This window comes from Pedobacter sp. R20-19 (assembly GCF_000708265.2).
Lineage (GTDB): Bacteria > Bacteroidota > Bacteroidia > Sphingobacteriales > Sphingobacteriaceae > Pedobacter.
In genome coordinates, this window is record NZ_JCKI01000008.1 from 515,503 (window position 1) to 537,691 (window position 22,189).

Annotated in this window: 27 protein-coding genes; 10 read left to right on the plus strand and 17 right to left on the minus strand. The window is 36.1% G+C overall.

Annotated elements, in window-relative coordinates; genetic code table 11:
- Positions 1 to 68: 68 nt before the first annotated feature.
- The 8 genes from AN34_RS19125 to AN34_RS19160 form a co-directional block, all read right to left on the minus strand.
- Entirely contained in the window at positions 69 to 533 is a 465-nt protein-coding gene (locus AN34_RS19125; RefSeq protein ID WP_369818101.1) for a suppressor of fused domain protein, read from the minus strand.
- Positions 534 to 817: 284 nt separating this feature from the next.
- Positions 818 to 1,768 (minus strand): hypothetical protein, encoded by a 951-nt coding sequence (locus AN34_RS19130; protein ID WP_051666725.1) that lies wholly within the window; start codon positions 1,766 to 1,768, stop codon positions 818 to 820.
- 23 nt (positions 1,769 to 1,791) lie between these two features.
- Positions 1,792 to 2,193 carry a hypothetical protein gene (locus AN34_RS19135; RefSeq protein ID WP_029288206.1) on the minus strand — a complete coding sequence of 134 codons (402 nt, stop codon included), beginning with the start codon at positions 2,191 to 2,193 and terminating at the stop codon, positions 1,792 to 1,794.
- Between the two features lie 168 nt (positions 2,194 to 2,361).
- Entirely contained in the window at positions 2,362 to 2,841 is a 480-nt protein-coding gene (locus AN34_RS19140) for a YrhA family protein (protein WP_029288209.1), read from the minus strand.
- 89 nt (positions 2,842 to 2,930) lie between these two features.
- Positions 2,931 to 3,383, minus strand: coding sequence for an SMI1/KNR4 family protein (locus AN34_RS19145; protein ID WP_051666726.1), 453 nt, complete (start codon positions 3,381 to 3,383; stop codon positions 2,931 to 2,933).
- A gap of 20 nt (positions 3,384 to 3,403) precedes the next feature.
- Positions 3,404 to 4,798 carry a PAAR-like protein gene (locus tag AN34_RS19150; protein WP_051666727.1) on the minus strand — a complete coding sequence of 465 codons (1,395 nt, stop codon included), beginning with the start codon at positions 4,796 to 4,798 and terminating at the stop codon, positions 3,404 to 3,406.
- Complete coding sequence (locus tag AN34_RS19155; RefSeq protein ID WP_029288216.1) at positions 4,791 to 5,726, minus strand: hypothetical protein; 936 nt, start codon at positions 5,724 to 5,726, stop codon at positions 4,791 to 4,793. Before AN34_RS19155 ends, AN34_RS19150 begins: the two co-directional genes overlap by 8 nt.
- A gap of 2 nt (positions 5,727 to 5,728) precedes the next feature.
- Positions 5,729 to 7,606 (minus strand): type VI secretion system Vgr family protein, encoded by a 1,878-nt coding sequence (locus tag AN34_RS19160; protein WP_051666730.1) that lies wholly within the window; start codon positions 7,604 to 7,606, stop codon positions 5,729 to 5,731.
- A 796-nt stretch (positions 7,607 to 8,402) separates the two neighbouring features.
- On the opposite strand from AN34_RS19160, the gene AN34_RS19165 reads away from it, so the two are divergent.
- Positions 8,403 to 8,891: a hypothetical protein gene (locus AN34_RS19165; protein ID WP_029288221.1), complete on the plus strand. Its 489-nt coding sequence runs from the start codon at positions 8,403 to 8,405 to the stop codon at positions 8,889 to 8,891.
- A 56-nt stretch (positions 8,892 to 8,947) separates the two neighbouring features.
- Here AN34_RS19165 and AN34_RS19170 read toward each other — a convergent pair whose 3' ends face one another.
- A complete protein-coding gene (locus AN34_RS19170; protein WP_029288223.1) occupies positions 8,948 to 9,139 on the minus strand; it encodes a twin-arginine translocase TatA/TatE family subunit in 192 nt (63 codons plus the stop codon).
- Between the two features lie 211 nt (positions 9,140 to 9,350).
- On the opposite strand from AN34_RS19170, the gene AN34_RS19175 reads away from it, so the two are divergent.
- Positions 9,351 to 9,881, plus strand: coding sequence for an OmpA family protein (locus tag AN34_RS19175; RefSeq protein WP_029288225.1), 531 nt, complete (start codon positions 9,351 to 9,353; stop codon positions 9,879 to 9,881).
- 156 nt (positions 9,882 to 10,037) lie between these two features.
- Here AN34_RS19175 and AN34_RS19180 read toward each other — a convergent pair whose 3' ends face one another.
- Positions 10,038 to 10,421, minus strand: a complete 384-nt coding sequence (locus AN34_RS19180; protein WP_029288227.1) for a hypothetical protein — start codon at positions 10,419 to 10,421, stop codon at positions 10,038 to 10,040.
- Positions 10,422 to 10,753: 332 nt separating this feature from the next.
- Here AN34_RS19180 and AN34_RS19185 point away from each other — a divergent pair, with 332 nt between their 5' ends.
- The 6 genes from AN34_RS19185 to AN34_RS19210 all read left to right on the plus strand — a co-directional run bounded on the left by AN34_RS19185 (position 10,754) and on the right by AN34_RS19210 (position 17,280).
- A complete protein-coding gene (locus tag AN34_RS19185) occupies positions 10,754 to 11,380 on the plus strand; it encodes an insulinase family protein (protein WP_029288230.1) in 627 nt (208 codons plus the stop codon).
- Between the two features lie 134 nt (positions 11,381 to 11,514).
- Positions 11,515 to 12,864 carry a M28 family metallopeptidase gene (locus AN34_RS19190; protein ID WP_029288233.1) on the plus strand — a complete coding sequence of 450 codons (1,350 nt, stop codon included), beginning with the start codon at positions 11,515 to 11,517 and terminating at the stop codon, positions 12,862 to 12,864.
- 45 nt (positions 12,865 to 12,909) lie between these two features.
- Positions 12,910 to 13,383, plus strand: coding sequence for a TspO/MBR family protein (locus tag AN34_RS19195; RefSeq protein WP_029288235.1), 474 nt, complete (start codon positions 12,910 to 12,912; stop codon positions 13,381 to 13,383).
- 49 nt (positions 13,384 to 13,432) lie between these two features.
- Positions 13,433 to 15,730, plus strand: a complete 2,298-nt coding sequence (locus tag AN34_RS19200; protein ID WP_231625584.1) for a patatin-like phospholipase family protein — start codon at positions 13,433 to 13,435, stop codon at positions 15,728 to 15,730.
- Positions 15,727 to 16,257, plus strand: coding sequence for a hypothetical protein (locus AN34_RS19205; RefSeq protein ID WP_029288240.1), 531 nt, complete (start codon positions 15,727 to 15,729; stop codon positions 16,255 to 16,257). Before AN34_RS19200 ends, AN34_RS19205 begins: the two co-directional genes overlap by 4 nt.
- 105 nt (positions 16,258 to 16,362) lie before the next feature.
- Positions 16,363 to 17,280 (plus strand): exopolyphosphatase, encoded by a 918-nt coding sequence (locus AN34_RS19210; RefSeq protein WP_029288242.1) that lies wholly within the window; start codon positions 16,363 to 16,365, stop codon positions 17,278 to 17,280.
- Here AN34_RS19210 and AN34_RS19215 read toward each other — a convergent pair.
- A complete protein-coding gene (locus AN34_RS19215) occupies positions 17,273 to 17,953 on the minus strand; it encodes a carboxypeptidase-like regulatory domain-containing protein (RefSeq protein ID WP_029288245.1) in 681 nt (226 codons plus the stop codon). The genes AN34_RS19210 and AN34_RS19215 overlap by 8 nt on opposite strands.
- Positions 17,954 to 18,076: 123 nt before the next feature.
- Between AN34_RS19215 and AN34_RS19220 the strand changes: the two genes are divergently transcribed.
- A complete protein-coding gene (locus AN34_RS19220) occupies positions 18,077 to 18,331 on the plus strand; it encodes a type II toxin-antitoxin system HicA family toxin (RefSeq protein ID WP_029288247.1) in 255 nt (84 codons plus the stop codon).
- A 2-nt stretch (positions 18,332 to 18,333) separates the two neighbouring features.
- Positions 18,334 to 18,699, plus strand: coding sequence for a type II toxin-antitoxin system HicB family antitoxin (locus tag AN34_RS19225; protein ID WP_029288249.1), 366 nt, complete (start codon positions 18,334 to 18,336; stop codon positions 18,697 to 18,699).
- A 56-nt stretch (positions 18,700 to 18,755) separates the two neighbouring features.
- On the opposite strand, the gene AN34_RS19230 is transcribed toward AN34_RS19225, so the two are convergent.
- The 6 genes from AN34_RS19230 to AN34_RS19255 form a co-directional block, all read right to left on the minus strand.
- Complete coding sequence (locus tag AN34_RS19230) at positions 18,756 to 19,328, minus strand: nucleoside triphosphate pyrophosphatase (RefSeq protein WP_029288251.1); 573 nt, start codon at positions 19,326 to 19,328, stop codon at positions 18,756 to 18,758.
- Between the two features lie 69 nt (positions 19,329 to 19,397).
- Entirely contained in the window at positions 19,398 to 19,787 is a 390-nt protein-coding gene (locus AN34_RS19235; RefSeq protein ID WP_029288253.1) for a hypothetical protein, read from the minus strand.
- Positions 19,788 to 20,067: 280 nt separating this feature from the next.
- Positions 20,068 to 20,595, minus strand: a complete 528-nt coding sequence (locus AN34_RS19240) for an HAD family hydrolase (RefSeq protein WP_029288255.1) — start codon at positions 20,593 to 20,595, stop codon at positions 20,068 to 20,070.
- A 67-nt stretch (positions 20,596 to 20,662) separates the two neighbouring features.
- Entirely contained in the window at positions 20,663 to 20,908 is a 246-nt protein-coding gene (iscX, locus tag AN34_RS19245; RefSeq protein ID WP_029288258.1) for a Fe-S cluster assembly protein IscX, read from the minus strand.
- Between the two features lie 143 nt (positions 20,909 to 21,051).
- The gene (locus tag AN34_RS19250; protein ID WP_029288260.1) at positions 21,052 to 21,384 is read right to left on the minus strand and encodes a 2Fe-2S iron-sulfur cluster-binding protein; all 333 of its coding nucleotides are present in this window, start codon (positions 21,382 to 21,384) and stop codon (positions 21,052 to 21,054) included.
- A gap of 40 nt (positions 21,385 to 21,424) precedes the next feature.
- Positions 21,425 to 22,189: a Rossmann-like and DUF2520 domain-containing protein gene (locus AN34_RS19255; protein ID WP_029288262.1), complete on the minus strand. Its 765-nt coding sequence runs from the start codon at positions 22,187 to 22,189 to the stop codon at positions 21,425 to 21,427.

The window sequence follows — 22,189 nt, forward strand, 5'->3', positions numbered from 1 at the left end:
CCTACAACTTATAATTAGCAGAATACTAATAGCATAAACAAGTGGTTATAATTAGTGATAGTATGATTTTAAGTCACAGAACTTCTCAACGGGTTCAAATAATTTAACTGTTTTATTTCAAATAATTCTTCTAATTTCTCTATTCCAAAATTCCATCTATAATTTCGCTCTTCTAAAGTAATCGGGATCAGCCAAAAAAATGAAATTAATTCACCATGTAACTCAACTTCTTCAAACTCCTGCCCATCAAGATATGGTCTAGAGATAAGTCCATGATCGCAAATTGAATTTGGTTGCCATGGTCTTCCAAAGTTAACAGTGTCATCTAAACCTAACGGCTTAGATGTGATATTATAATAAGCAATGGCAGTAAGAATTTCAGCGATTTCATTGTTTTCAGTTAGGAAAAATAAATGTAGTTCTATGGGTGATTTTGCATTAACTGACATTCCAACTGTTGCATATGTCCACATACTTCTATTTGCATTTGGAGGTATAACCATTATAGTAAATTTTGGATTTTCTAAAATTATTGGTCACTTTTCCAGGGTAATAAAGTATTCATTTTCAACTGCCCATTTATTATAATATTGTTCTGTAATATTTTTTAACCAGTTCATATTTTTTATCAATTTAATCGAGGCCTAATTCCTTCTTCTTTTCAGTATATTTTATTACGCTCTCTAATCTTTCCATATGATTTATATTTATGGTTTTAACTTCCAACAAAATCGCCAAGGGTTTATTTAGCACTAAAATCAAAAGCACAAACGTTTGCTTGTGCTTTTAATATTAATCAAAAAATTATTTATTTTTTTTAATCTAACAAACTCCAGTTATTGCCTTTTTTAGCAGGCGGGATGACATCTAATCCAAACGTTAAACCCGGGTTATCATTTACTAATTTTGCCTTACATTTTAAAACCAGTTCATCTTCCTCGAAGGGGATAATGGCATCTGGCAATTGGTTAATCTCCAAGCGCATTAAATCATGTTTAGCTTCATAAGCAGGCAAACCCAATTGCTTTCTAATGGCCAGCCAGGTTAAAATCTCTACCGGAAAAATGAAATAATCAGAACTAGAAAATTCTGGTCCATCCTCTCCTCCATATTCATCCATAGTTACATCCTCATCAGATTGTTTAATATGAAAATCACAGAGCTGATTGATCAAATTAGCTAATATATTAATATCAGCAGTGTCCCAATCATCCATTGCTGCCTGGTAAACACCCATATCTTCAGGATAGTGCAGTTTACTTTTATCTAGAACGATATCTTGCCATTTGCAAAACAGCATTAAAATAAACCAAGGATGTTTTGCCCAGGCATTTCCGCCTGTGTAATGTTTACTGTATAGCATTTTAATTAAGAAATTGCCATAGGCCTTGGCCTGATCGACCCAGCCCAAATACATCAATTGCCCCAAATGCATGGTGCTATATTGAAATAGTACAGCAGAATGATAAGTTGGAGAGGTACTGCCTAAAGCATAATGCCAATTATTCGCTTCCACAGTAAGACTAGTATTCTTAGAAATTAAATTAAAATTTAATTTCTTTGTCTGTATATAATTATCTAAAAATTGCCACAAGTAAAAACTGGCAAGTCTTTCAAAATTCAACCCTACAGAACTTCTGTGCTTTTTATCTTTTAAATATCCTTCGAGGTCTTCTAAAGGCTCTTCAAAATGAGAGTCTAAGCTTTTCTTAATCTGAAATTCTTTCTTTTTTTTTGTGTAGGCTATTGCTTTTACTAAATCATCCATAATCGTTATACTATATTCTAAAATTAAGGTTTTAACCAGTCTCTTTTTTCCGTACCTAAAAGATTACCATCTTTATCAACATATACATCATGTTTCTCCACATCAATTGATTTGCCCTGTCTTTTGGCTTGTCTAAGTGCTTCCTGTGCTTCTTCCGCCTCTTTAGAACTTACACCATCGGTATAACCATCATCTTCTCTTGCCGCACGATTTAACCTATCATTGGTATAATCTTCACCACCCATTTCCCGTTGTGGCTTTGATAACGGTATATCCTTTCTAGCACCATCTGCCCAAAGGCGTTCCTGCTGGGTGGTTTTTACCTCTATCTTTTTCATGGCCCCGGTTTCCGAATTACGGGCTACAATGTCTACGCCATTACCAGATTTGTTCTGTACCCTATAAAATTTATCAAAGCCATTCATCGGATGGCTTTGTCACGTAAAGGAATTTTAACAGGAAAATCCTATCATTTTAAATTTACCATTCTATAAGCTTGAAGGGTGATGCTACAAAAATAAAAAGAGGCTGTATCATTTTTTTTTTTTAAAATGATACAGCCTCTTCTAAAAAATTCTGTTTAAGACATCACATTAATTACTATATTCTTCCTCAATATTCTCTCCTAATGCAAGTTTGAGTATAATCTCAAAAAATAATTCATTATCGTCCGTAGAGAAAATAACATCTTCGAAACGTTCTCGGGATCGATAGCTAAAGCTTTCATCGCTTAACGACTGTACAAACAAATACATCTCCGATTCTGCGTAAAATAAATAATCAACAAAATCATGCCATTCTTCATTTGCTTCTATTAAACCATAAACAAACCGATTTTGATAGCCTTCAACAGGTAGTGTTTTAGTCCCATACAGCACAATACCATCATTATCGATTCCGTTTGTTTGTGTTAATATTTTCTTGTATGCTTCAGCTAATTCCACTTTAAACATTTGCCTTATCTTACTTTCTAAATCATTGATTTCTTCAGTAGTTGCAGGTGATTGAAGCTGATCGCCATATTTTAAATGCTGTTCCTTTATCGCAGAAATAATATTTTCTAATTTTTTCATAATATTAAATTATAAAACAAACTAATTATAATAAGCTCCTAAAAGTAAAAGCTCCATTAGGAGCTTTTAGATATTTGTTATGAACATTCTTACACTTTCGGAGCAGGTGTGGTTTCTAATATTTTTAAGAAATCAGCAAAAGACTCCGCAATGAAATAAGTATTTAATTCATCAGTAGATTCTTTAAAAAAATATGTATGGTCATAATACCATATGCCGTCATTCTCCCCGTCAAATACCAGTAATAAAAAGCCTGAACCAATATCATTTCCTATTAAAAAAGATGACTCTGCTATATCATCTCCATACTCTTTATTAATTCTGACTATATCTGCGGCCTTTTCTTTTGTATCTATGCCAAAAAAATAGCCCATTGGTATTGCTTGATTTATTTCTTTGACATAAAAAAATCCGTTTTCAATATCAGCTCCATTGTTCTCAATTAAAAAATTTCTATAATCAACTGGTAACTCAATTGAAAATTCATCTTCCAGATAAGCTATGTTTTTTGGATCACCATTTTGAAATTTAATCACTTCCATAATCTTTTTTTTTAAATATATTATTTTTTTCCAAAAGCCACTTTTTTTCCATTTGCCACACCACCTTGATGTGTAAATCTATCGTGTATAGTACGATCAACCTCCTGCATCGTTTTGCCATCTTCATGATGATGCCATACAGTTTCTTTTTTATCTAATTTAGGCGGTTTTTTGTTTGATAATTTTTCAGCATCTGAATAATCAGTGGTATAATTTCCTTTTTGTTCTCCTATATCGACAGATTGTCTTGAATGAGGACCAAAATCTGGAGAGCCATTGATATAACGTACTTTATTTCCTTCCCAATCAATGTATCTCCAAGTTCCATCATCTAGCACCTCAATTTTTCCTCCTTTTCCAAACCATTTGGTAATATCTGGTGAATGCAATGGCTTCTTTAATTTTAAGATATCATCCATAAGATTTGTAATAACCTTTGGTCTGCTCCCCACCTTAAAAATCCCTTTCACTTTACCTGCCAAAGCTTCCAGCTTCATAGCACTCTGCAATTTAGCGATTGCCGCGGTTATTCCTGCCATTCTATCGGCACCCAGAACAAATTTACCTGCAGAGGTTACCCCCTTTACGGCAGCGCCCGCACCTTTAGTACCCACTACTGCTTCCAGCACACCTTCATAAACTTCGCCAACCACCTCACTGCGTTCTTCGGTGGTACCATTTACCACCTTCTTATCCCATCCGTCAGCTATGGCATCGCCAATGGCCTCATGCGTGGGCGCCAGATCAGTACCAAAAACCGAATCAAAATCTTTCAGCCGTTGATCAGGTGTAGACATTTGCCCTACAGGAGATTGTGTGCCATAACCCACTACCGCTATGCCTACCATTTTAGTTAGCCCCTTTGCGGTTTCTACCGGATGGCTTACCATTTGCACCAAACCATTCCATGTGCCCTTTAATCCTTGCCTAAAGCCACGGCCAACGCCTTGTGTTACATCTGCGCCACCATCGGTAAACAGATCCAGTATAGGGCCAATAGGCGAGGTTAAGGCTGCGCCCAATATCCCATCCAGCAGTGGGATGCCATCTACCCTACTTTCTTTATCGTTTTCCAATGCAGCCATTGCTTCATCTACGCTAGGAAATATTTCTATGGTACCCCCCGCCTGGCATTTGCAATACGAAGAAAACAACAGTGGTGCCTGCCCCAATACTTTTTGTGCGCCATCGTGTGCTTTTAGCCAATTCGGGGCTACCGGCATGCAGGCACTCCCGGTAATGGAACATACCCCAAAGCTGGGAATATTCACCACCGGAATATTATCAGTTACAGTGGCTATTTGTAGTTTACTTACCGCATGTTTTTTCGGGGTAGTAAGCAAGGGTAAAACAGTTGCCCCCTTATCACACTTTAAGATTACGCCATGAAAGGCATACAAATCATCCTTAGCCATGTGTTACCTCCTTTTCTGTTGCAGAAATAATCACCTCTTCTTCCTTATACCAACCTTTGGCTACTATGGTTTCCAGGTAACTGTTTGCATAAGTTAAATGGGTTACCTTAAGCGCATCTGCAGTTTTAAAACGGTATTGCTCAGCAAAATCTACTTTTAAGCTATCATCGCTATCAAAATTCCCGTTCAGGGTATGCATCCAATTGCTTAAATGCTGCTTTTGATACATTGCTTCATCTAATCCGCCCAGCCGTAACCAAGCCAAATCACTACCGCTATCCTGTGCAGGTTTGTACAACCAGCAAGCCTTTAAGGGCAAAACGGCTTTATTGCCAAAATAACCGGGTATGTGAAGCGGTTCTGCAAGCTGATTAAAGCCGGGCTGGCTGTTGTGAAGGTTAGCAGCCTTATAAGCACTGATGATGGTTCTGATTACCGCGTTATGTGGGATTATTTTTTGTAAGAAAAGCGTATTTGAAAGATTTCTTTCAAAAAAACGCTGGAGGTTTGCAGCCTGCTTTTTATCTTTTACGTGTGTAGATATTTGTTTTTTCTTCTCTTTTAAAAACAGTGACTGGCTAATGGGATAAAGTGTATCCAGTACATGGCCCTGCTCATCCATATAAATTTCGATTCTTTTGATACAATTGAAAAACAGGTAAATTTCTGGCAGACAGTTTAACGACCAATCGCATTGAACGTTGTTCATTAAAATACTCCACTTTTGGATTTTGGAATGCTCCAACTGTACACCAATGGCAATATCACCTGTAATATGGTGCGTTACATCACGGTTTGCCAGCCAGTGTTTATGCTTATATGTGAAATTAAAAAGTTGTTTATCAGTGCCAATAACCGGCGGAAAAGCTTCTGAATCCAGTTCAGCGTTGCTTTTACCTATTCCTAAGAAATCATTTAACCAGCTCATTATTAATTCGAGTTAATAATTTTTGAACTCAGGTTAATTTCTTCCGCACCATCTATATTAACTGTTTTGCCCTTCATATTGGTAAGGCCTTCGGCATCTTTACCTAAATCAACCAGGGGCGCCGTATTTTCGATGCTTTCTTCTCCTTCTACCGTAATTTTTTTCCCTTTAATGTCGATGGTTTGCGTAGCAGCAGCGGTTTGTTCTGGAGTAGCACCTTCTGCCGGAGCCAGATTCCCCATGGTAATTTTTGGCGATTGAATATCGATACTAGCCCGCCCATTGATGCTGATGTTCTCGCCACTGATGGCAATATTCCCCTCCTTATCAAGGGTGATGGTACTTTTGCCACTTTGGATCACAATTTTATTTCCCGCCTGTGCGGTAAGTAAAGCCTGTCCGTTTTTAATATTCACAAAATTAGCCGCACTGGTGCCCATATTCAGCGCATGGTTTAAATCATCAAAAGTTAAAGCACTGCCTTTTCTCGAAGTTAAACCCTTCGTATTACTGTTCTTAAAACCACTACTATCGCCACTTTTGCCATGGTAGACACTGCCCATCACTACAGGACGTGCTACGTTTCCTTCTTCAAAGGCAATCACCACCTGGTCGCCTATTTCGGGGATGATATGAAATCCACGATTTTTTCCGGTATCACCACTCCCCGCATTTGGGCTTAATACCCGTAGCCATTCGGTAGGATCGTTGATTTGACATGCCCATTTAAACTTCACCTTAATCCGACCCTGTCCCTGCGGATCATCATTAGCCAATACATCAGCTAGCTGCATATCCGGATAGGGCTTTTCATAATTTTTCACCAGGATCCGTTCAGTATCAGCTACCACCCCTTCAAACGTATTGTGATATTTCCCTGTCCCATCAAAGTTATGGGTAACGCTGGTAATTAAAAACCGACCCAGGCTTTCTGTTAAAAAAGCAACCTCCTGCCTGATGCTCATGGTAATTTCGGCGATGGTACCGATACCCAATGCTGCATTATCACCACTAGCATTTACCTTTAAAAGGTCGCTGATGTGTGCCTTTTCTTCATTCTCTACATGCCTTTTAATATCGCTGCTATTATCCACCCTGATGAGCGATGGCTGATTAAAGGTTTTGCTGTACATCAGGTTAGAAGCTTTGATGGCATGTGCCAGATCGGGATTGCCGTCCGACTGTCCAGTGCTTTCGCTTTCCAGCATTTCATCCTGTTTAGGGTTATAGGCAAAGCGTTTGTTCCTGATAGGGGCAACTTCCATGGCATATTGCAGGTTATGCACATCGCGGCCATAAAATAAGGCAATGTCTTTCTGCACATCGGGTTTACCAAAATTCAGTTGGTGCCCATCATAATACAGCCATTCGTGGTATTCGCCTGATAGGCGGTTTAAAAATTCCCAGTCACTTTCTTTGTACTGGATCAGGTAATCTATGCTGGCCTCTCGGCTGGCATTCGCTACAATTTTTAAATCATTAGCGGGAGTATCAATAGTGGCTAGTTTTACAATTTCATTTAAATCTTTATCCAGGTAAGATCCCAAATCTTCGCCCCTGTCTATTAAAATGGTTGGGCTATAGCCACTCACAATTAATACCCCATGGTAGCCATGGCTTTGGGCCAGTTCTACACGGGTAACCAAACCAGAAAATTGCTGCATCTGTTCAGCTAAATAGCCAAAGGAGGCTGTCAGGGTTTTACCGACGAAATCACGACTATCATCCAGGTTAATCAAACCCGGCGCACCCATCTGGTCGTGGTTAAACCGCAGCTCAAAATAATGATGACTATTAAAGGCTTGCTGTAAACTAAAAGAGGCAAAATGAGTTATTGCCTGGTCTTCTATATTAATTTCGGTGATGAGTTGGTTTTCCATATGATTTAGATATTCATCCATTCAACTTTAACATATCCTCAGCATTTTATATTAAATTATTTTATTGAAAATGAATGAGTTGCTGCTAAAATTAAAATTGATTATTTGGTTATGCTATAATTAAGCCTCGACCAAATATTAAGCCAATGATCATCTATATCGCTCATATATAAGCGCTAACTCATACATCTGTTTTAAAAATATTTATTGAAATGCATTTAAATGCAGATTTTAAAAAAGTAAAGGGATTGTATTTATTTTAAAATAATTTTAGTATTACTTATCATACAATTTACCAGCTTAAATATTGTGGAACTTTTGGGGCATTGTGTTGCACTTTCTCCACAACATCCGGTAATTATAAGCTCAAATCATCTGTACCATTACAGAAAATTTGCAGTTGGCCTGTTTTGAAAAATTAACCTTGCAATAGCTGGTAATTTACAAGAACTGAAAACAAGCGATAAAAGATAGTGCCTATTAGAATATTTTACTGTAAAAATACCTTACAGCAAGATTATTGATCAATCTGAACTAAAGAAATCATCCGCTTAACTATAAACGATCTCTCTAAGCTATAGACCATTCTACTAAATTATTTTGTAGATTAGATTATAGTTATTATCTTGCCTCCGCAGAATAATAACTAATATAATTTTCACTTAAAACAGAGTTCCAATCAATTAAATTTATTTACAATATTCCTGGGTGAGCGGTTTGGAGCCGTATCTTACATTATCTCTGTAAAGAGTTAGTTGTTGTTCTGCAGCACCCAGGTTTACTATTTTACAAAGTTATGCAGAACGACAACGGTAAAAAACAAATTAAACAGTTCCCAAATCAGGTTGTAGCTGTAAATGAATTTAGGAAATTTATCGAATCCTATTTTGAGATGAATAGTTTATCAGAAGTTAACAGAATGCTTATTGAAATGCTAAGCGCATCCACCGGACCTGACCCTCGATCGGGTAAACACACACCAATTAATATTGCTAACGCACTTTATGATGTTAATAATATTATAAACCTGGTAACGCATACAAAACCTTTGGCTAATGAAAAAGCCTTTCAGCATTACGCCAAAAACATCAGTTATGAACTACAAGCAGTTGGTAATTTTGATATTGCACACCTCTCTGAATGGTTGTATTTTGGATTAAATGCTTATATCTTTCAGGATGAAGATTTTGAAGGGATTTCTTTAGCCTTTGCTAATGAAATTATTTCGGCTTATAAAAAGCTTTATGATTGGTTTAATGATGCCCATGAATGGATAAATTCTTAATAAATAAGCCTTATAGGTTTTAAAAATCTATAAGGCTTATAGATAATGGTAAAAATTTATTTAGCGTTTTCATTAACCGGGGCTGGGATAGGTTCATCTTGCTGGCCCTGTTTAAATTCTTTAATTCCTTTTCCTAAGCCTTTCATCAGTTCAGGAATTTTCTTTCCGCCGAACAATAGTAATATGGCTACGCCAAGGATAATCATTTCCGGGCCACCCAGTAATGCAGCGATAGTGAAATCTTTCATAGGTTCTATGTTTTAGTATTTTAATATACGCTAGAAATTCACTTTCGGTTTTTTAACCTGTAATTGTATTTTCGGGGTAAATATAATATTGATCATTTAAACCCCAATTTTTCGAGAACATAAGTTCTTTAAAAAAGAAGCGTTATAGCTATAATCGGAATTTTGTATGTTTGATTGGAACACTAAACTTCATCCCAAAAACTAAGAAAAAATGAACATCAGCAAAAACATTTTATTTACTACACTCATCGCATTATCAACATTAAGCATTTATTCATGCAAAACAAAAAAACTGGCAGCCAAACCAGCACCTGCACCAGTAGCTAAACCAGCTCCACCGGTAGAAGAGAAAAAACCAGCACCTGCCACAGAGAAAGAACCAGAAGCAGCGCCATCTGACAAACCTAATTTCAACTTAGATAACATCCAGTTCGAATTTAATTCCTTCGTACTAAAAACTTCATCTTTTTCTATTTTAGACAAAGCAGTTGCAGAAATGAAAAAAGCGCCAAACACCCAGTTTATATTAAATGGCCATTCTTCTGCCGAAGGCTCTCCTGAGCATAACATGTCTCTTTCGATAGATCGTGCCAATGCCGTTAAATCATATTTTGTTAATGCAGGTTTAAATGCCGATCGTTTTACTATCGTTGGCCATGGCGAAAAAGAACCCATTAGCACCAATAATAACGAAGAAGGCAGAACTTTAAACAGAAGAACAGAAATCAGAATTAAAAATTAGTTTATTTAGCGCTTATTCTCTTCTAAAAATAATGTTAAACAGGCAATATGTTATGCGCCAAAACTGCATAACTATTGCTTGTTTTATTATCTTTTTATATATTCATTTCAAATACAAACATAAAGAGCTAAGAACTTTATCTGCTGGATAAAAAGTTTAGATTATTGTTTTCAAAAATTTAGTGGCATCAGCCTTTGCCATTTTCATAATATCTTCCACCTTCCTTAATATTATTGCTAATTCATTTTGCGATAAACTTTGATGTTCAATCATTTTTAAAGGCCTTTCTAATAGCTTATTTAAACCCATAACATAAATAGTAGAAAGCGCATAATGTGCAGTTGCTTTAAGCTTATCTATATGGCCCAGATTTAAATGATGCTTTAAATCTACTATATGTTCATTAATAAGTATTAAAAATTTTTCAGTTATTTCCTTTTCAAACCTAATGTCACCCTGACTAATGTCTTTAAGAATAGTTAAATCTATCACAGTATATGACTTATTTAGTTTTGAATCAATAGATAAAGAATTAACCATCTGTTTACAAATTATGTTATGATTGCGGCCATTTCTACACGATTTACAGGTTTGGAAAGGGGAGAATTTAATCTAAAAATTCCTTAAACTCCCTCTATGTATTGATTAGGTAGTTCATTTTATTTTAGAATAAGCTAAGCTAAACATACTTTATCACGAATAATTAATCATACATATAATGAATAAAATGAATAAATTTAATACTTTTTAAAAACCATGTTGTTCACAAATTCGTACATAAGCGCGTTCAATGATAATTATGCCCATCTGGCGCTTTTGGCTATAAATCAGTTGAATGAACAGTTAATTATGAATATAAACACACAAAACAAATGAACACTATCAAAAAAATTGCCCTTCTCTCTTTAATTATCTTTTCTGCATTGGCCAGTAATGCACAAAATGGCATGCATGAGCCCATTAATTATTCGTTAAAAAATGGTATGAAAATTATCATATCAGAAAATGTAAAATCTCAAGGTGCTTTTTCTAGCTTTACCTTAAATACAAAAGCATTTCAAAATAAAAAAGATGGTATTGTAGAATTACTCAATGCTACTTTAAATGAAAGCGTTTCAAAAAATGATCAAATTTTATTTAAAGATAACAGCGGTAGGTTAGCGACTAATAATGCCCAGCTAGAAAAAGGATTAACAGAAATGGCTACCATTATCCAACATACTGATATTAACCAAAAAACATTTGATAGCGGCAAAGCTGCGTTACTGGCAAGCTTGAAAAAACAAGATTACGATTATGATCAAACGGTAAATGAAAATTCCATAAATGCTATATCTCTTTCAGATTTAAACGCTTTTTATAACGAAATTTCACCTGAAAAAACATTTTTAACCATTGCTGGTAATGTTGAGATGGATACCGCAAAAGCAGCCGTAAAAAAAGCTTTTGGTAACTGGAAAAAGGCTGAAAAGCAAGAAACTGCTGCAATAGCGAAATAATTTGATCACTTCAAAAGAAGCTTCCTGGTTTAAATCAGGAAGCTTTTTTTATGCTCAAAATGTTACATGATTTCATCCTGATCCAGTTTAAATTGATTAAACATTCAATATCTTAGCGCATCAATCATCTCACTATGAAAAAGACTTACGCCATACTATTATTCTCCTTTTTAATCACTTCTATTCATGCGCAAACAATTGTTAGCCGCAATAAAGACATTGATGAAATGGTTAAATCTGTCAGTCAGGATTCACTGAAATCATATATTGCTAAAATGGTTTCTTTTGGTACCAGAAACACTTTGAGCGATATTAAAAGTAAAACGAAAGGAATTGGAGCAGCAAGAAATTGGGTAGTAGGTAAGTTTAATCAATTTGCAAAACAAGGTGATGGCAGACTCACTGCATATTTAGATACCATTACTTTTAAACCTGATGGAAAACGGGTAGACCAACCTACGCTATTGGGAAATGCAGTTGCTATACTAAAAGGAACCGATCCAAATGATAAAAGGGTTTATGTGGTAAGCGGCCATTTGGATAGTCGTGTTACAGATGTAATGAACCGAACCAGTAATGCTCCCGGAGCAAATGATGATGGTAGCGGTGTGGCTGGTGTAATAGAGGCGGCAAGAATTATGAGCCAGTATAAGTTCCCTGCAACAATCATTTTTGTAGCCGTTAGCGGTGAAGAGCAGTCTTTATTAGGTTCTGGATTTATGGCTGATAAGGCTAAAAGAGAAGGTTGGAATGTAGATGCCATGCTAAATAATGATATGATTGGCAGCAACAATAGTAGTGAAACACAAATTATAGACAATACCAGGCTACGTGTATTTAGCGAAGGCTTGCCTGCTTATGAACTGGATAAAAATGCGAAAAGCATCAGACAGTTTGGATTGGAAAATGATGGCAAAAGCCGTCAGCTGGCCAGATACGTTAAAGAAGTTGGCGAGCGCTATGTAGATCAGCTGGAAGTTAAACTCATTTACAGAAATGACCGCTTTTTGAGAGGTGGCGATCATACTCCTTTTGTAGAGAATGGTTTCACTGCCGTAAGAATCACCGAAATGAATGAAAATTTCGACCATCAACATCAGGATTTAAGAACTGAAAATGGTATTAAATATGGCGATTTACAAGAATTTATGGATTTTGAATACCTTAGAAAAAATACTGGTGTAAATATCGCAGTCTTGGCTAATTTAGCCAAAGCACCTTCAGCCCCCTTAGAAGTTAAAATAGATGTTAAAAACCTAAGCAATGCTTCACAATTATATTGGAAAGCACCAGTAAGTGGCAATTTAAAAGGTTATTATGTGCTCATGCGTGAAACCAGCAGCCCGGTTTGGGAAAAGAAATTCTTTACCTCTGCCACTAAAATAACACTACCCTACAGTAAAGATAATTATTTATTTGCAGTACAAAGTGTTGGCAATGAAGATAATGAAAGTTTGCCAGTTGTTCCTGGCATTGGCCGTTAGAATACCTTTAAGCATTAACTCAAACTTTAACCTTAATTTTATGCCATGAGATTTAAGCCTTTAGCATTTATATTGAGCATCCTGATTACTTTAAGTATTGGTGCCCTTGGTGGTTTTGCCACTGCCCAATCTGTTAAAACCTGGTATCCCTTATTAAATAAGCCTTCTTTTAATCCGCCAAACTGGCTCTTTGCTCCGGTTTGGACTAGCCTTTATATCCTAATTGGAATTGCAGCCTACCTGGTTTGGGTAAAACGTGATCAAGTTCAGCACTTTCCCAGAACGGTAGCTATATATTTCATTCAGCTTATTCTAAACCTGGCCTGGTCTTTTATTTTCTTTTACCTGCATGAAATTGGTTTCGCACTCGCAGAAATTATTGTGCTACTCATTGTTGTGATTCTGAATGCAGTGATGTTTTATAAAATTGATAAATGGGCAGGTTTACTATTTATCCCTTACATCCTTTGGGTAAGTTTTGCATCATTTTTAACTTATAACCTATTCATATTGAATTAATTTTAAAAGAAAATCTTATTTTAGAAGAGTGGTAGCTTTTAAAAGAATTTTGCTGATACTCTTCGTTTTATGCTATACCCAATTGCATGCGCAAAAGGTGGGCCTTGTTTTTAGTGGTGGTGGCGCAAAAGGTTTAGCACATATTGGTACTTTAAAAGCCCTGGAAGAAAATCATATCCCCATAGATTATATTACCGGAACATCAATGGGTGGCATTGTTGGTGCCATGTATGCCGCAGGCTATTCACCATTGGAAATTGAGAAAATAGCTTTAAGTGATGATTTTCAGAACTGGGTAAATGGTCGTTATACAAGTGATTATACCTACTATTTTCAAAAAAATGCACCAAATGCATCTATGCTTACAGCTAAGGTAGCGATAGATACAGGCTTCCATTTTAGTTTTCGCTCCAACCTGATTAATGATATTCCTTTAAACTTTGCCTTTCTTGAACTTTTTTCACAGGCATCGGCTGTATCTAAAGATGATTTTAATAAGCTTTTTATCCCCTACCGCTGTATGGTGGCCGATGTACTTTCTCAAAAAAGCATTACCGTAAGCAAAGGAAGTTTAGCCGAAGCCGTTCGCGCCACAATGACGGTTCCTATTATTTACAGGCCCATTAAGTTGGATGGAAAATATGTTTTTGATGGTGGTTTGTATAATAATTTTCCGGCAGATGTAATGGAAAAAGAATTCAAGCCAGATTACATGATTGGTGCCAATGTATCATCCAAAACCTATAATGAATATCCTAAAAATACCGACGATCGATTAATGAACCGATTTTTGGTTTATATGTTTCTTTCCAAATCAGATTCTACCATCATAGGTAAAAATGGTGTTTACATTCAACCTGAACTTGCAGAATACACCGCTACTAATTTTGCTCCTGTTAAAGAGCTTATTAAAAGAGGGTATGATGCAACGATGGCAGATATGCCCCGAATAAAACAATTAATTAGCAGAAGAGTAAGTGATGAAGAACTGGCCCGTAAAAGAGCCGTATTTAATTCAAAGAAACCCGATTTTAAGTTCAGTAGCGTCTCAGTATCTGGTGTAAATAACCAGCAGAAAAAATATATCGAACGGCTGTTTAAGAGCGATCAACTGACCTTCAATCTCCAAGATATCAAACGTGGATATTATAAATTAGTTGCCGATCAAACCTTTGAAACCGTTTACCCTAAAATATCCTACCAGGCGGCTACGGATAGTTACACTTTTGAGGTAGTGGCTCAACCCAAAAAGAGCTTTAAAATGGAATTGGGTGGCAACATCTCTACACGTCCCATTAGCAATGTTTTCCTGGGTGCCGAATACAATTACCTAAACCGAAAAGCTTATACCTTTGGAACAAGTTTCTACTCCGGACGCTTTTATGAGTCGGTACAATTAAATGGCCGGATAGATTATCCTACGAAATTGCCGTTATTTCTGGCGGCAGAAATGACTTATAACCACTGGAACTTTTACAATACCAGCCAGATTTTTATCGAAAATCCACGCCCCATTTATATCGAACAATCTGACCGCAAGATTGATCTGATGATGGGTGTTCCTTTAAATTATAATACTAAAATTGTACTGCATTCTACCTTTATTAATAACAACGATCGGTACAGCCCGAATAATACTTTTGCTGTGGGCGATTTACTCGATCAAACCATTTTTAATGGCTTCAGGGGCTCACTTAATTTGGAGAAAAACTCTCTAAACAGAAAACAATATGCCACCAACGGACAAAACTTTTCTTTAAGCTTTAATTACACCACCGGCAGAGAGAACTATACGCCTGGTAATATTTTCCGCAATACACTAGGTTATGTTAAATCACCGGAAGTGAGCCGATTGCATCATTGGGCGAGTATTAAGATCACACAGGAGAACTATTTTCTGCACCTGAAAAAATATACACTGGGTTACATTGTAGAAGGTGTTATTTCAAATCAACCCTTGTTTAACAATTATTATTCAACTTTATTGGTCTCTCCTGCTTTCTACCCACTGCAGGATAGCCGTTCACTTTTTCTGGATAGATTCAGGGCTACCACTTATGCCGCCGGTGGGATTAAAAATATTTACAGCCTAAAAAAGAATATTGATTTGAGAGCTGAAGCCTATTTATTTTTACCACATAAAGAATTTGAACGCGTTGGCTTACAAGATGTTGATTATGCAAAGGCCATTACAAAAATTCGCTATTCTGCAACAGCTGGGGTAGTTTATCATACGCCACTTGGCCCGGTAAGCTTAAGTTATAATTTATATAATGATGCAGTTAAAAGAAATGGTGTATTATTGCATATCGGTTATTTAATTTACAATAAACGTTCTATCGAATGAAACAATTTATCTTATTTTGCTCGCTCTGTTTAGTTGCTTTGATCAGCTCTGCACAAACCGCAACCATTAACAATTTCCTGGTGAAGGAAAATTTAATAAAAAACAATAAGCTTGCCATAATAGCTGCCGATTCGCTTAACGTTCCGAATGAGAACATTAATGGAACCTATACCTTTAGCGTAAGTGGTTTTACCCAAATTCTTAAATTTAATGATGGCATTGCGGTATTGCCACTGCCTATAGATAAATCTACTTTTGTTTACATTAAACACCAAAACGATTTTGGTACGCATAGCAAACTCGTATATGTATACAAAAAAGATAATGACCTGAATCCATATACCATCAATAGTTTATGGCTATTCATTATTCCGATAGCACTCGTAATTATTGCCTTTGCTTTTAGAAAACTCATCATTTTTGTGGTGATTGCATTTCTGGTTTTTGTGTATTTCAATCACAGTTCAGGTTTAAATATCTCTACATTCTTTGAAAGCATATTTGATGGATTAAAAAATCTGGTGTGAAATTAAATTTAAGTATTTTCTAACTTGTACAGTTTTTGACAACTTTACTTTAAGGCTGCCATTAAAAGTTGTTAAGCGTACATATATCAACACAATTTATTAAATATGCGTATAGCGGTTATTGATATGGGCACCAATACCTTTCACCTGCTGATTGCAGAAATCAGCGATCATAGTTTTAAGGTGCTTTATAAAACCAATGTTCCGGTTAAATTGGGCGAAGGCCGTATCAATGACAACATCATTATTCCAGAGGCCTTTGACAGGGGAATTAACTGTCTTAAAAACTTTAAGGAAACCATCCTAAATTTCTACGTAGAAAAAGTAAAAGCCATGGCTACATCAGCAGTTCGTAGCGCTGGCAATGGAAAAGATTTTGTTCATTCCGTAAAAGAACAGGTTGGAATAGAGATAGACATTTTATCCGGTGATGAAGAAGCTTTGTTAATTTATAAAGGCGTAAAATTAAGCGGTGCGATAAATGATTTATCCTTAATTATGGATATTGGTGGCGGTAGTGTGGAGTTCATCTTATGTGATACAGAAAAATTAATTTGGAAGAAAAGCTATAATATTGGTGCCGCCCGCTTGATGCAAAAGTTTTTTAAGTCTGATCCTATTTCTGATGAAGATAAAAATAACATCCTCACTCACATACAACATGAATTAACTGATCTGTTCGAAATCTGCAAGCAGTACCAACCTAAAACACTAATCGGATCAGCGGGTGCTTTTGAAACCTTTGCCGAGCTGATGAGCAGCGCTAAAAAATCCGTTATTAATTTAGATACCCTCAAATCTTATCAGTTCGATTTTGATGAATATATTAACCTCTCTATTAAGTTGATTAACTCTACGCATCAACAGCGGGTAGAAATGCCGGGTATCATTCCGTTACGTGTAGATTTAATTGTGATCGCCACATTAATCACCAATTATGTTCTGGGCAGACTTAAAATTAACCAGCTTAAACTATCTACTTACGATTTGAAATTTGGGATTCTTGCAATAGCATTTATTTAAGGGTTAATTTTTTAGCTGGCATAATTACCTTTCCCATAATGATTGAAGCTTGTTGTAACGTTAAATCATTTTGTTTAACCTTATTGTAATCAAGTGTCATTGTCGCAGAAAAGCGTGCGCTCTCTACAGAAAGCACATTGCTTTTAAGATCTAAACCATATTTAAAAATGAATTCATATCTACCCTCTTCATCTGTTATTGCATGATATTTGGTATTCAAAATAACCACACGAATTCCAGACATTGGCTTTTTATCTAAACCTAAAACTACTCCTGATATCCTGTTCACAGTATTTGGCTTTTTATCATCTTTTTTACCTGCAGTCTGTACTACAATTTCAGTAGCCACAAGTGGAAGAGCAGCACTGGCATCTTGAGCAAAAATTGATACACCAATGGCCAATACACCTAAGTATTTCATCCAGTTTCTATTTGCTGGCTTAACTAATAAATAATGATTTAACTGATTAAGTTGTGTAACCGTTAAACGACCACATATCGAAGTGCTGGCCTGAGTTAATACAGAAATAATTTCTGCATTGGTATAATTTGTAAAGTCGATCACGTTTTTTGAACAAGCTGTACAGAAACCGAAATCTGATCTTTTTTCCATCTTGTCCCAATTCTGAGTACAGTGTTCTGCAATGGTAACTTGTGCTGTTGAGTTTTTCATGTTGATTGATTTGTAAACATGATGAAAAAGAAATCAGGATTCCATAAGTTATTTAAAATGATTTAATCGTTTTGCAATTAGAAAAATAATACAGATATTTGTAACTATAATTTAGTTACAATATTGAGCAAAATAGAAAAGCTTATTGCCAGATTCTTATCAAAACCTAAAGATTTAACTTGGGAAGAATTAATTATAGTACTTAGATTTTATGGTTTCGAAGAATTGCCAACAGGAAAAACAAGTGGTTCCAGAAGAAAATTTACTGATAAAAATAAAGACATTATAAGTTTACACAAGCCTCATCCAAAGCCTATTGTAAAATATTATTTAATTGAACAAGTATTGGAATATCTAAAAGAAAAAGGGAAACTTTAAAAATGATCGATAATTTAAAATATAAAGATTATACCGCAACTGTTCATTATAGTGCTGACGACGAAGTCTTTTTCGGCAAAGTTGTGGGCATAAATGATCTCCTTACTTTTGAAGGTTCATCAGTTAGCGAACTTAAAGCTAGCTTTGCGGAAGCTATTGAAGATTATTTGGAAACCTGTCAAGCATTAGGCAAATCGCCAGACAAAACTTATAAAGGCGTGTTTAATGTTAGGGTACCTTCAAGTCTGCATAAACAAGTTGCGCTTTCTGCATCACAATACAAAATGACCTTAAATGATTTTGTTAAAACAGCCTTATCTTATGCTGTTAACCATAAAAGCGATGTAGTGGCTGAGTCAACAAAATAAAAAATGAGTAGGTTTAATTTGATAATTTAATTTTTATTCAAATAAAGGATTAGCATTTATAAACCTAAGAAGTTTTGGAGTTCTTGATATAATTTTTCAGTAGGCAAACCCATTATATTGGTGTAAGAACCTTCAATTCGCTGTACCACAACTAATCCCCACCAGTCCTGCACACCATAACTTCCTGCTTTATCATAAGGTTGATAGTGATCAATATAAAAATCAATTTCTTCACTGGTAACTGGTTTACAATAAACTTCAGTCCGGTCATAAAAAGAATATACCTTATCGCCCTGAACTAAAGTTACACCGGTATAAACTTCATGTTTGCTTCCTGATAACTTAGCCAGCATTTCCTGAGCATGTGCACGATCTGTTGGTTTACCCAAAATTTCGCCATTTAAGGCCACAATGGTATCAGCAGTAATCACAACTTCTTCAGCAGCATCAAAGGCTTTTGCTTTCTGCGCTGCAATATACACTGCAATTTCGGCTGGTTCTAAGCCTTCTGGATAGCTTTCATCTACATCTTTAAGTAAGACTTCAAAGTTTAAGCCCATTAAGGTTAGAAGCTGTTGCCTGCGTGGAGATTTTGATGCGAGTATAAGGGGTGGAAATGTAATTGCCATAGCTTATTTTTCTGCTAAAATAATAAAAGCGACTAAAAGCCGCTTTTATTATTAAATGTTTTTAACAGATTAATTACTTCCACCCTGCATGCGTTTTTGCATTTCAGCACGCTGCTCTTTCTGCCAGGCCTCATAAGTTTTTTTCTGATCATCTGTTAATACCGCCGAAACTTTGGTATCGTTATCAGCACGAAATTTCTGCATCTTCTCTCTCATTGCATCGCGATCAGCTCCTTGCATTTCTTCACGCATTTTCTTCATGGCCTCAGCCTGCTCCGTAAAAACAGTGGTTAGCTTTGTTTTCTGGTCATCACTAAGCTTTAATTTTTCATCTAATTGTTTTACCCGCTCTTCAGGTTTCATCATCATCACACCTCTACCCTGGCCACCACCTTGTTGGGCCTGAGCAAAACCAGCTATCCCCAGCATTAATCCACAGATCATCAATAATTTTTTCATCTCGTTGTTTTTTGAAGTTTATACAGGTTGGAGTATTGACAGGGATCAAAGTTTAATCGAAGGATGTAACTTCAATGTTGCAAATAAAACAGATCAATCTTTTAAGTGCAATTCTGCCACAGACAATGGATTAGATTAAATTTTCGTCATTGAGAGGAGGAACGACAGCCTGCCCCGAACTTTAGGGGAAGCAATCTATTTAACAAAGGAAGATTGCTTCACGCCATCATTAAGCCCAGCCCTTCAGTTCGCAAGGATAGGTTTACCCTAATGATGGTATTTACCTACCAGAATCAGCGGCATTTGGATTTTCATCAAACCATTTGCCCTGTACTTTCATTACTTTTTCTATAATATCACGTGCGGCAGTTTTACCGCCATTATAAGGCGAAATGAATGTTGAAAGGGCCTTAATTTCCTCTACCGCATCAGCAGGACAAGTTGGAAGGCCAACCAGCCGCATCACTTTTAAATCAGGAATGTCATCACCCATATAAAGCACCTCTCCAGCAGTGATATTTTTACTTTTCAGGTATTGATTGAATACGGAAACTTTATCGCCAGCACTCAAAAAGATATCGGTAATGCCCAAATTGAAAAAACGCTTCCTCATGGCAATACCATCTCCGCCAGATATAATGCAAAAATTATAACCCTTCTTTACTGCGAGTTGCATGGCATAGCCATCTTTAATATTGAAAGTACGCAGGGATTCACCGCTATCTGTTACCTGCACAGATCCATCGGTTAATACGCCATCAACATCAAAGATGAAGGTGGTAATTTCTTTTAATTTTTGGAGAAACATTTCAGTTACAGATTATGGGTTACGAGTTGAAGGTCTAGGCCTAAACCTTCAACTGGTAACTGGTAACTTAATTTTGATTATCTCTCCATTCGTAAACCCAGGCAGATTGAATTTGCTCTAAATGTCCTTCGCTGCTTTCTTCACGGGTTCCTTTAAAGTTTGGCAATTCCAAAACCCATTCTAAAAGCTCGGTAAAACGAATGCGATAGATTTTCGCTTCAGAAAAATCGTCGCCAAATTTTTCATATAAAGACATGGCAATATCTTCATAATCATTCCAGTAAAAAGGTAAGGCAAATTTATCGTTGTTCATGTTGTTTTAAGGTTAAAAGTTAAGGGTTGAAAGTTAAAAGTTTAGAGTTACGAGTTATAGGTCTGGAGTATTGCATCTATAGCTTCATCATTTTCAAAAGAATTCTGCAGACTCGAGACTAACGACTATTGACTCAGACTAATCTAATGTCCCATAAAGCCAGATTGATCTGGAATGGTTACTTCAATATCTCCATTGATGACTACGCACTGGCAACCCAGACGGGAAGTAATTTTAGGGCGAACGGCTCTATCGATGAAATCTTCTTCTTTATCAGAAATTTCCTCAATATTATCCATACCCTTTGTTACGTAAACATGGCAGGTACTGCATCCGCAAACGCCTCCGCAATTGTGCTGAAGGTCAATTCCATGATCCAGACAAACATCTAAAACTGATTCCCCCGCAGCTATAGGCAATTCTATAGACTCGTGATCAGCTTCTTCAAAATTTATTTTTAGTTTAAAAATGCTCATAATTATATTGCAAAAATAGTAAGCTAAAGCGGTAAATATGCTATTTAAGCATTAATTTTATGCTATCGCTTAAAGTTTGATAAATGTGCTGCAATTCTGGCATATTGTTTAACATGCTAAAATGCTTGTTTAATGTAGTTTCATCTGCTCTTACTGCCGGACCAGTTTGCACTTTCTCAGGCAAATTAACCATCACTTTATCAGCAGTTTCTTTAATTAACGGTCTGATGATTTCGAAATCCAAATCGTTTTGCTGAAGCAACTGATGAGCCAATGTATACATATGGTTGGTAAAATTACAGGCAAACACGGCTGCGAGATGTAATAACTTTCTTTTCTCTCCACCCAAATGATGTACCTTTTGGCTTAATTTTGAAGCCAGGTTTTGTAAAACGCTTAAATCAGATGCATTTGTAGCTTCAATACATAACGGAATCTCTTCAAAAGAAACTGCCTTTGTTTTAGAGAAAGTTTGTAAAGGATATAAAACGCCTGCACGTTTAACTTTCGAAGATAATGCCTGAATATCTGTTGTGCCAGAGGTATGAACGACAAGCCCATTTACAGTCCTTAATTGATCAGCAATACTTTCAATGGCATCATCTTTAACTGCTATAATGTATAAATCAGCATCCGTTTTAATCGCCTTTAAATCATTGACAGATTCACATTGAATAAAATCAGCTAATAATTGAGCATGATTCAGGCGCTGGCTATAAATCTGAACAATCTCTTCATCCTTGCTTTTTAATGCCTGGGCAAGATGAGTCGCTACATTTCCCGAACCTAATAAAACAATCTTCAT

Bases quoted from the DNA above. Each gene is read 5' to 3' on its own strand.
- AN34_RS19250 (WP_029288260.1), bottom strand. From the start codon at position 21,384: ATGAGCATTTTTAAACTAAAAATAAATTTTGAAGAAGCTGATCACGAG.
- AN34_RS19135 (WP_029288206.1), bottom strand. From the start codon at position 2,193: ATGAATGGCTTTGATAAATTTTATAGGGTACAGAACAAATCTGGTAAT.
- AN34_RS19240 (WP_029288255.1), bottom strand. From the start codon at position 20,595: ATGTTTCTCCAAAAATTAAAAGAAATTACCACCTTCATCTTTGATGTT.
- AN34_RS19185 (WP_029288230.1), top strand. From the start codon at position 10,754: ATGAACACTATCAAAAAAATTGCCCTTCTCTCTTTAATTATCTTTTCT.
- AN34_RS19210 (WP_029288242.1), top strand. From the start codon at position 16,363: ATGCGTATAGCGGTTATTGATATGGGCACCAATACCTTTCACCTGCTG.
- AN34_RS19235 (WP_029288253.1), bottom strand. From the start codon at position 19,787: ATGAAAAAATTATTGATGATCTGTGGATTAATGCTGGGGATAGCTGGT.
- AN34_RS19255 (WP_029288262.1), bottom strand. From the start codon at position 22,189: ATGAAGATTGTTTTATTAGGTTCGGGAAATGTAGCGACTCATCTTGCC.
- AN34_RS19190 (WP_029288233.1), top strand. From the start codon at position 11,515: ATGAAAAAGACTTACGCCATACTATTATTCTCCTTTTTAATCACTTCT.
- AN34_RS19165 (WP_029288221.1), top strand. From the start codon at position 8,403: ATGCAGAACGACAACGGTAAAAAACAAATTAAACAGTTCCCAAATCAG.
- AN34_RS19155 (WP_029288216.1), bottom strand. From the start codon at position 5,726: ATGAGCTGGTTAAATGATTTCTTAGGAATAGGTAAAAGCAACGCTGAA.
- AN34_RS19225 (WP_029288249.1), top strand. From the start codon at position 18,334: ATGATCGATAATTTAAAATATAAAGATTATACCGCAACTGTTCATTAT.
- AN34_RS19205 (WP_029288240.1), top strand. From the start codon at position 15,727: ATGAAACAATTTATCTTATTTTGCTCGCTCTGTTTAGTTGCTTTGATC.
- AN34_RS19230 (WP_029288251.1), bottom strand. From the start codon at position 19,328: ATGGCAATTACATTTCCACCCCTTATACTCGCATCAAAATCTCCACGC.
- AN34_RS19145 (WP_051666726.1), bottom strand. From the start codon at position 3,383: ATGGAAGTGATTAAATTTCAAAATGGTGATCCAAAAAACATAGCTTAT.
- AN34_RS19195 (WP_029288235.1), top strand. From the start codon at position 12,910: ATGAGATTTAAGCCTTTAGCATTTATATTGAGCATCCTGATTACTTTA.
- AN34_RS19140 (WP_029288209.1), bottom strand. From the start codon at position 2,841: ATGAAAAAATTAGAAAATATTATTTCTGCGATAAAGGAACAGCATTTA.
- iscX (WP_029288258.1), bottom strand. From the start codon at position 20,908: ATGAACAACGATAAATTTGCCTTACCTTTTTACTGGAATGATTATGAA.
- AN34_RS19160 (WP_051666730.1), bottom strand. From the start codon at position 7,606: ATGGAAAACCAACTCATCACCGAAATTAATATAGAAGACCAGGCAATA.
- AN34_RS19170 (WP_029288223.1), bottom strand. From the start codon at position 9,139: ATGAAAGATTTCACTATCGCTGCATTACTGGGTGGCCCGGAAATGATT.
- AN34_RS19215 (WP_029288245.1), bottom strand. From the start codon at position 17,953: ATGAAAAACTCAACAGCACAAGTTACCATTGCAGAACACTGTACTCAG.
- AN34_RS19150 (WP_051666727.1), bottom strand. From the start codon at position 4,798: ATGGCTAAGGATGATTTGTATGCCTTTCATGGCGTAATCTTAAAGTGT.
- AN34_RS19175 (WP_029288225.1), top strand. From the start codon at position 9,351: ATGAACATCAGCAAAAACATTTTATTTACTACACTCATCGCATTATCA.
- AN34_RS19130 (WP_051666725.1), bottom strand. From the start codon at position 1,768: ATGGATGATTTAGTAAAAGCAATAGCCTACACAAAAAAAAAGAAAGAA.
- AN34_RS19180 (WP_029288227.1), bottom strand. From the start codon at position 10,421: ATGGTTAATTCTTTATCTATTGATTCAAAACTAAATAAGTCATATACT.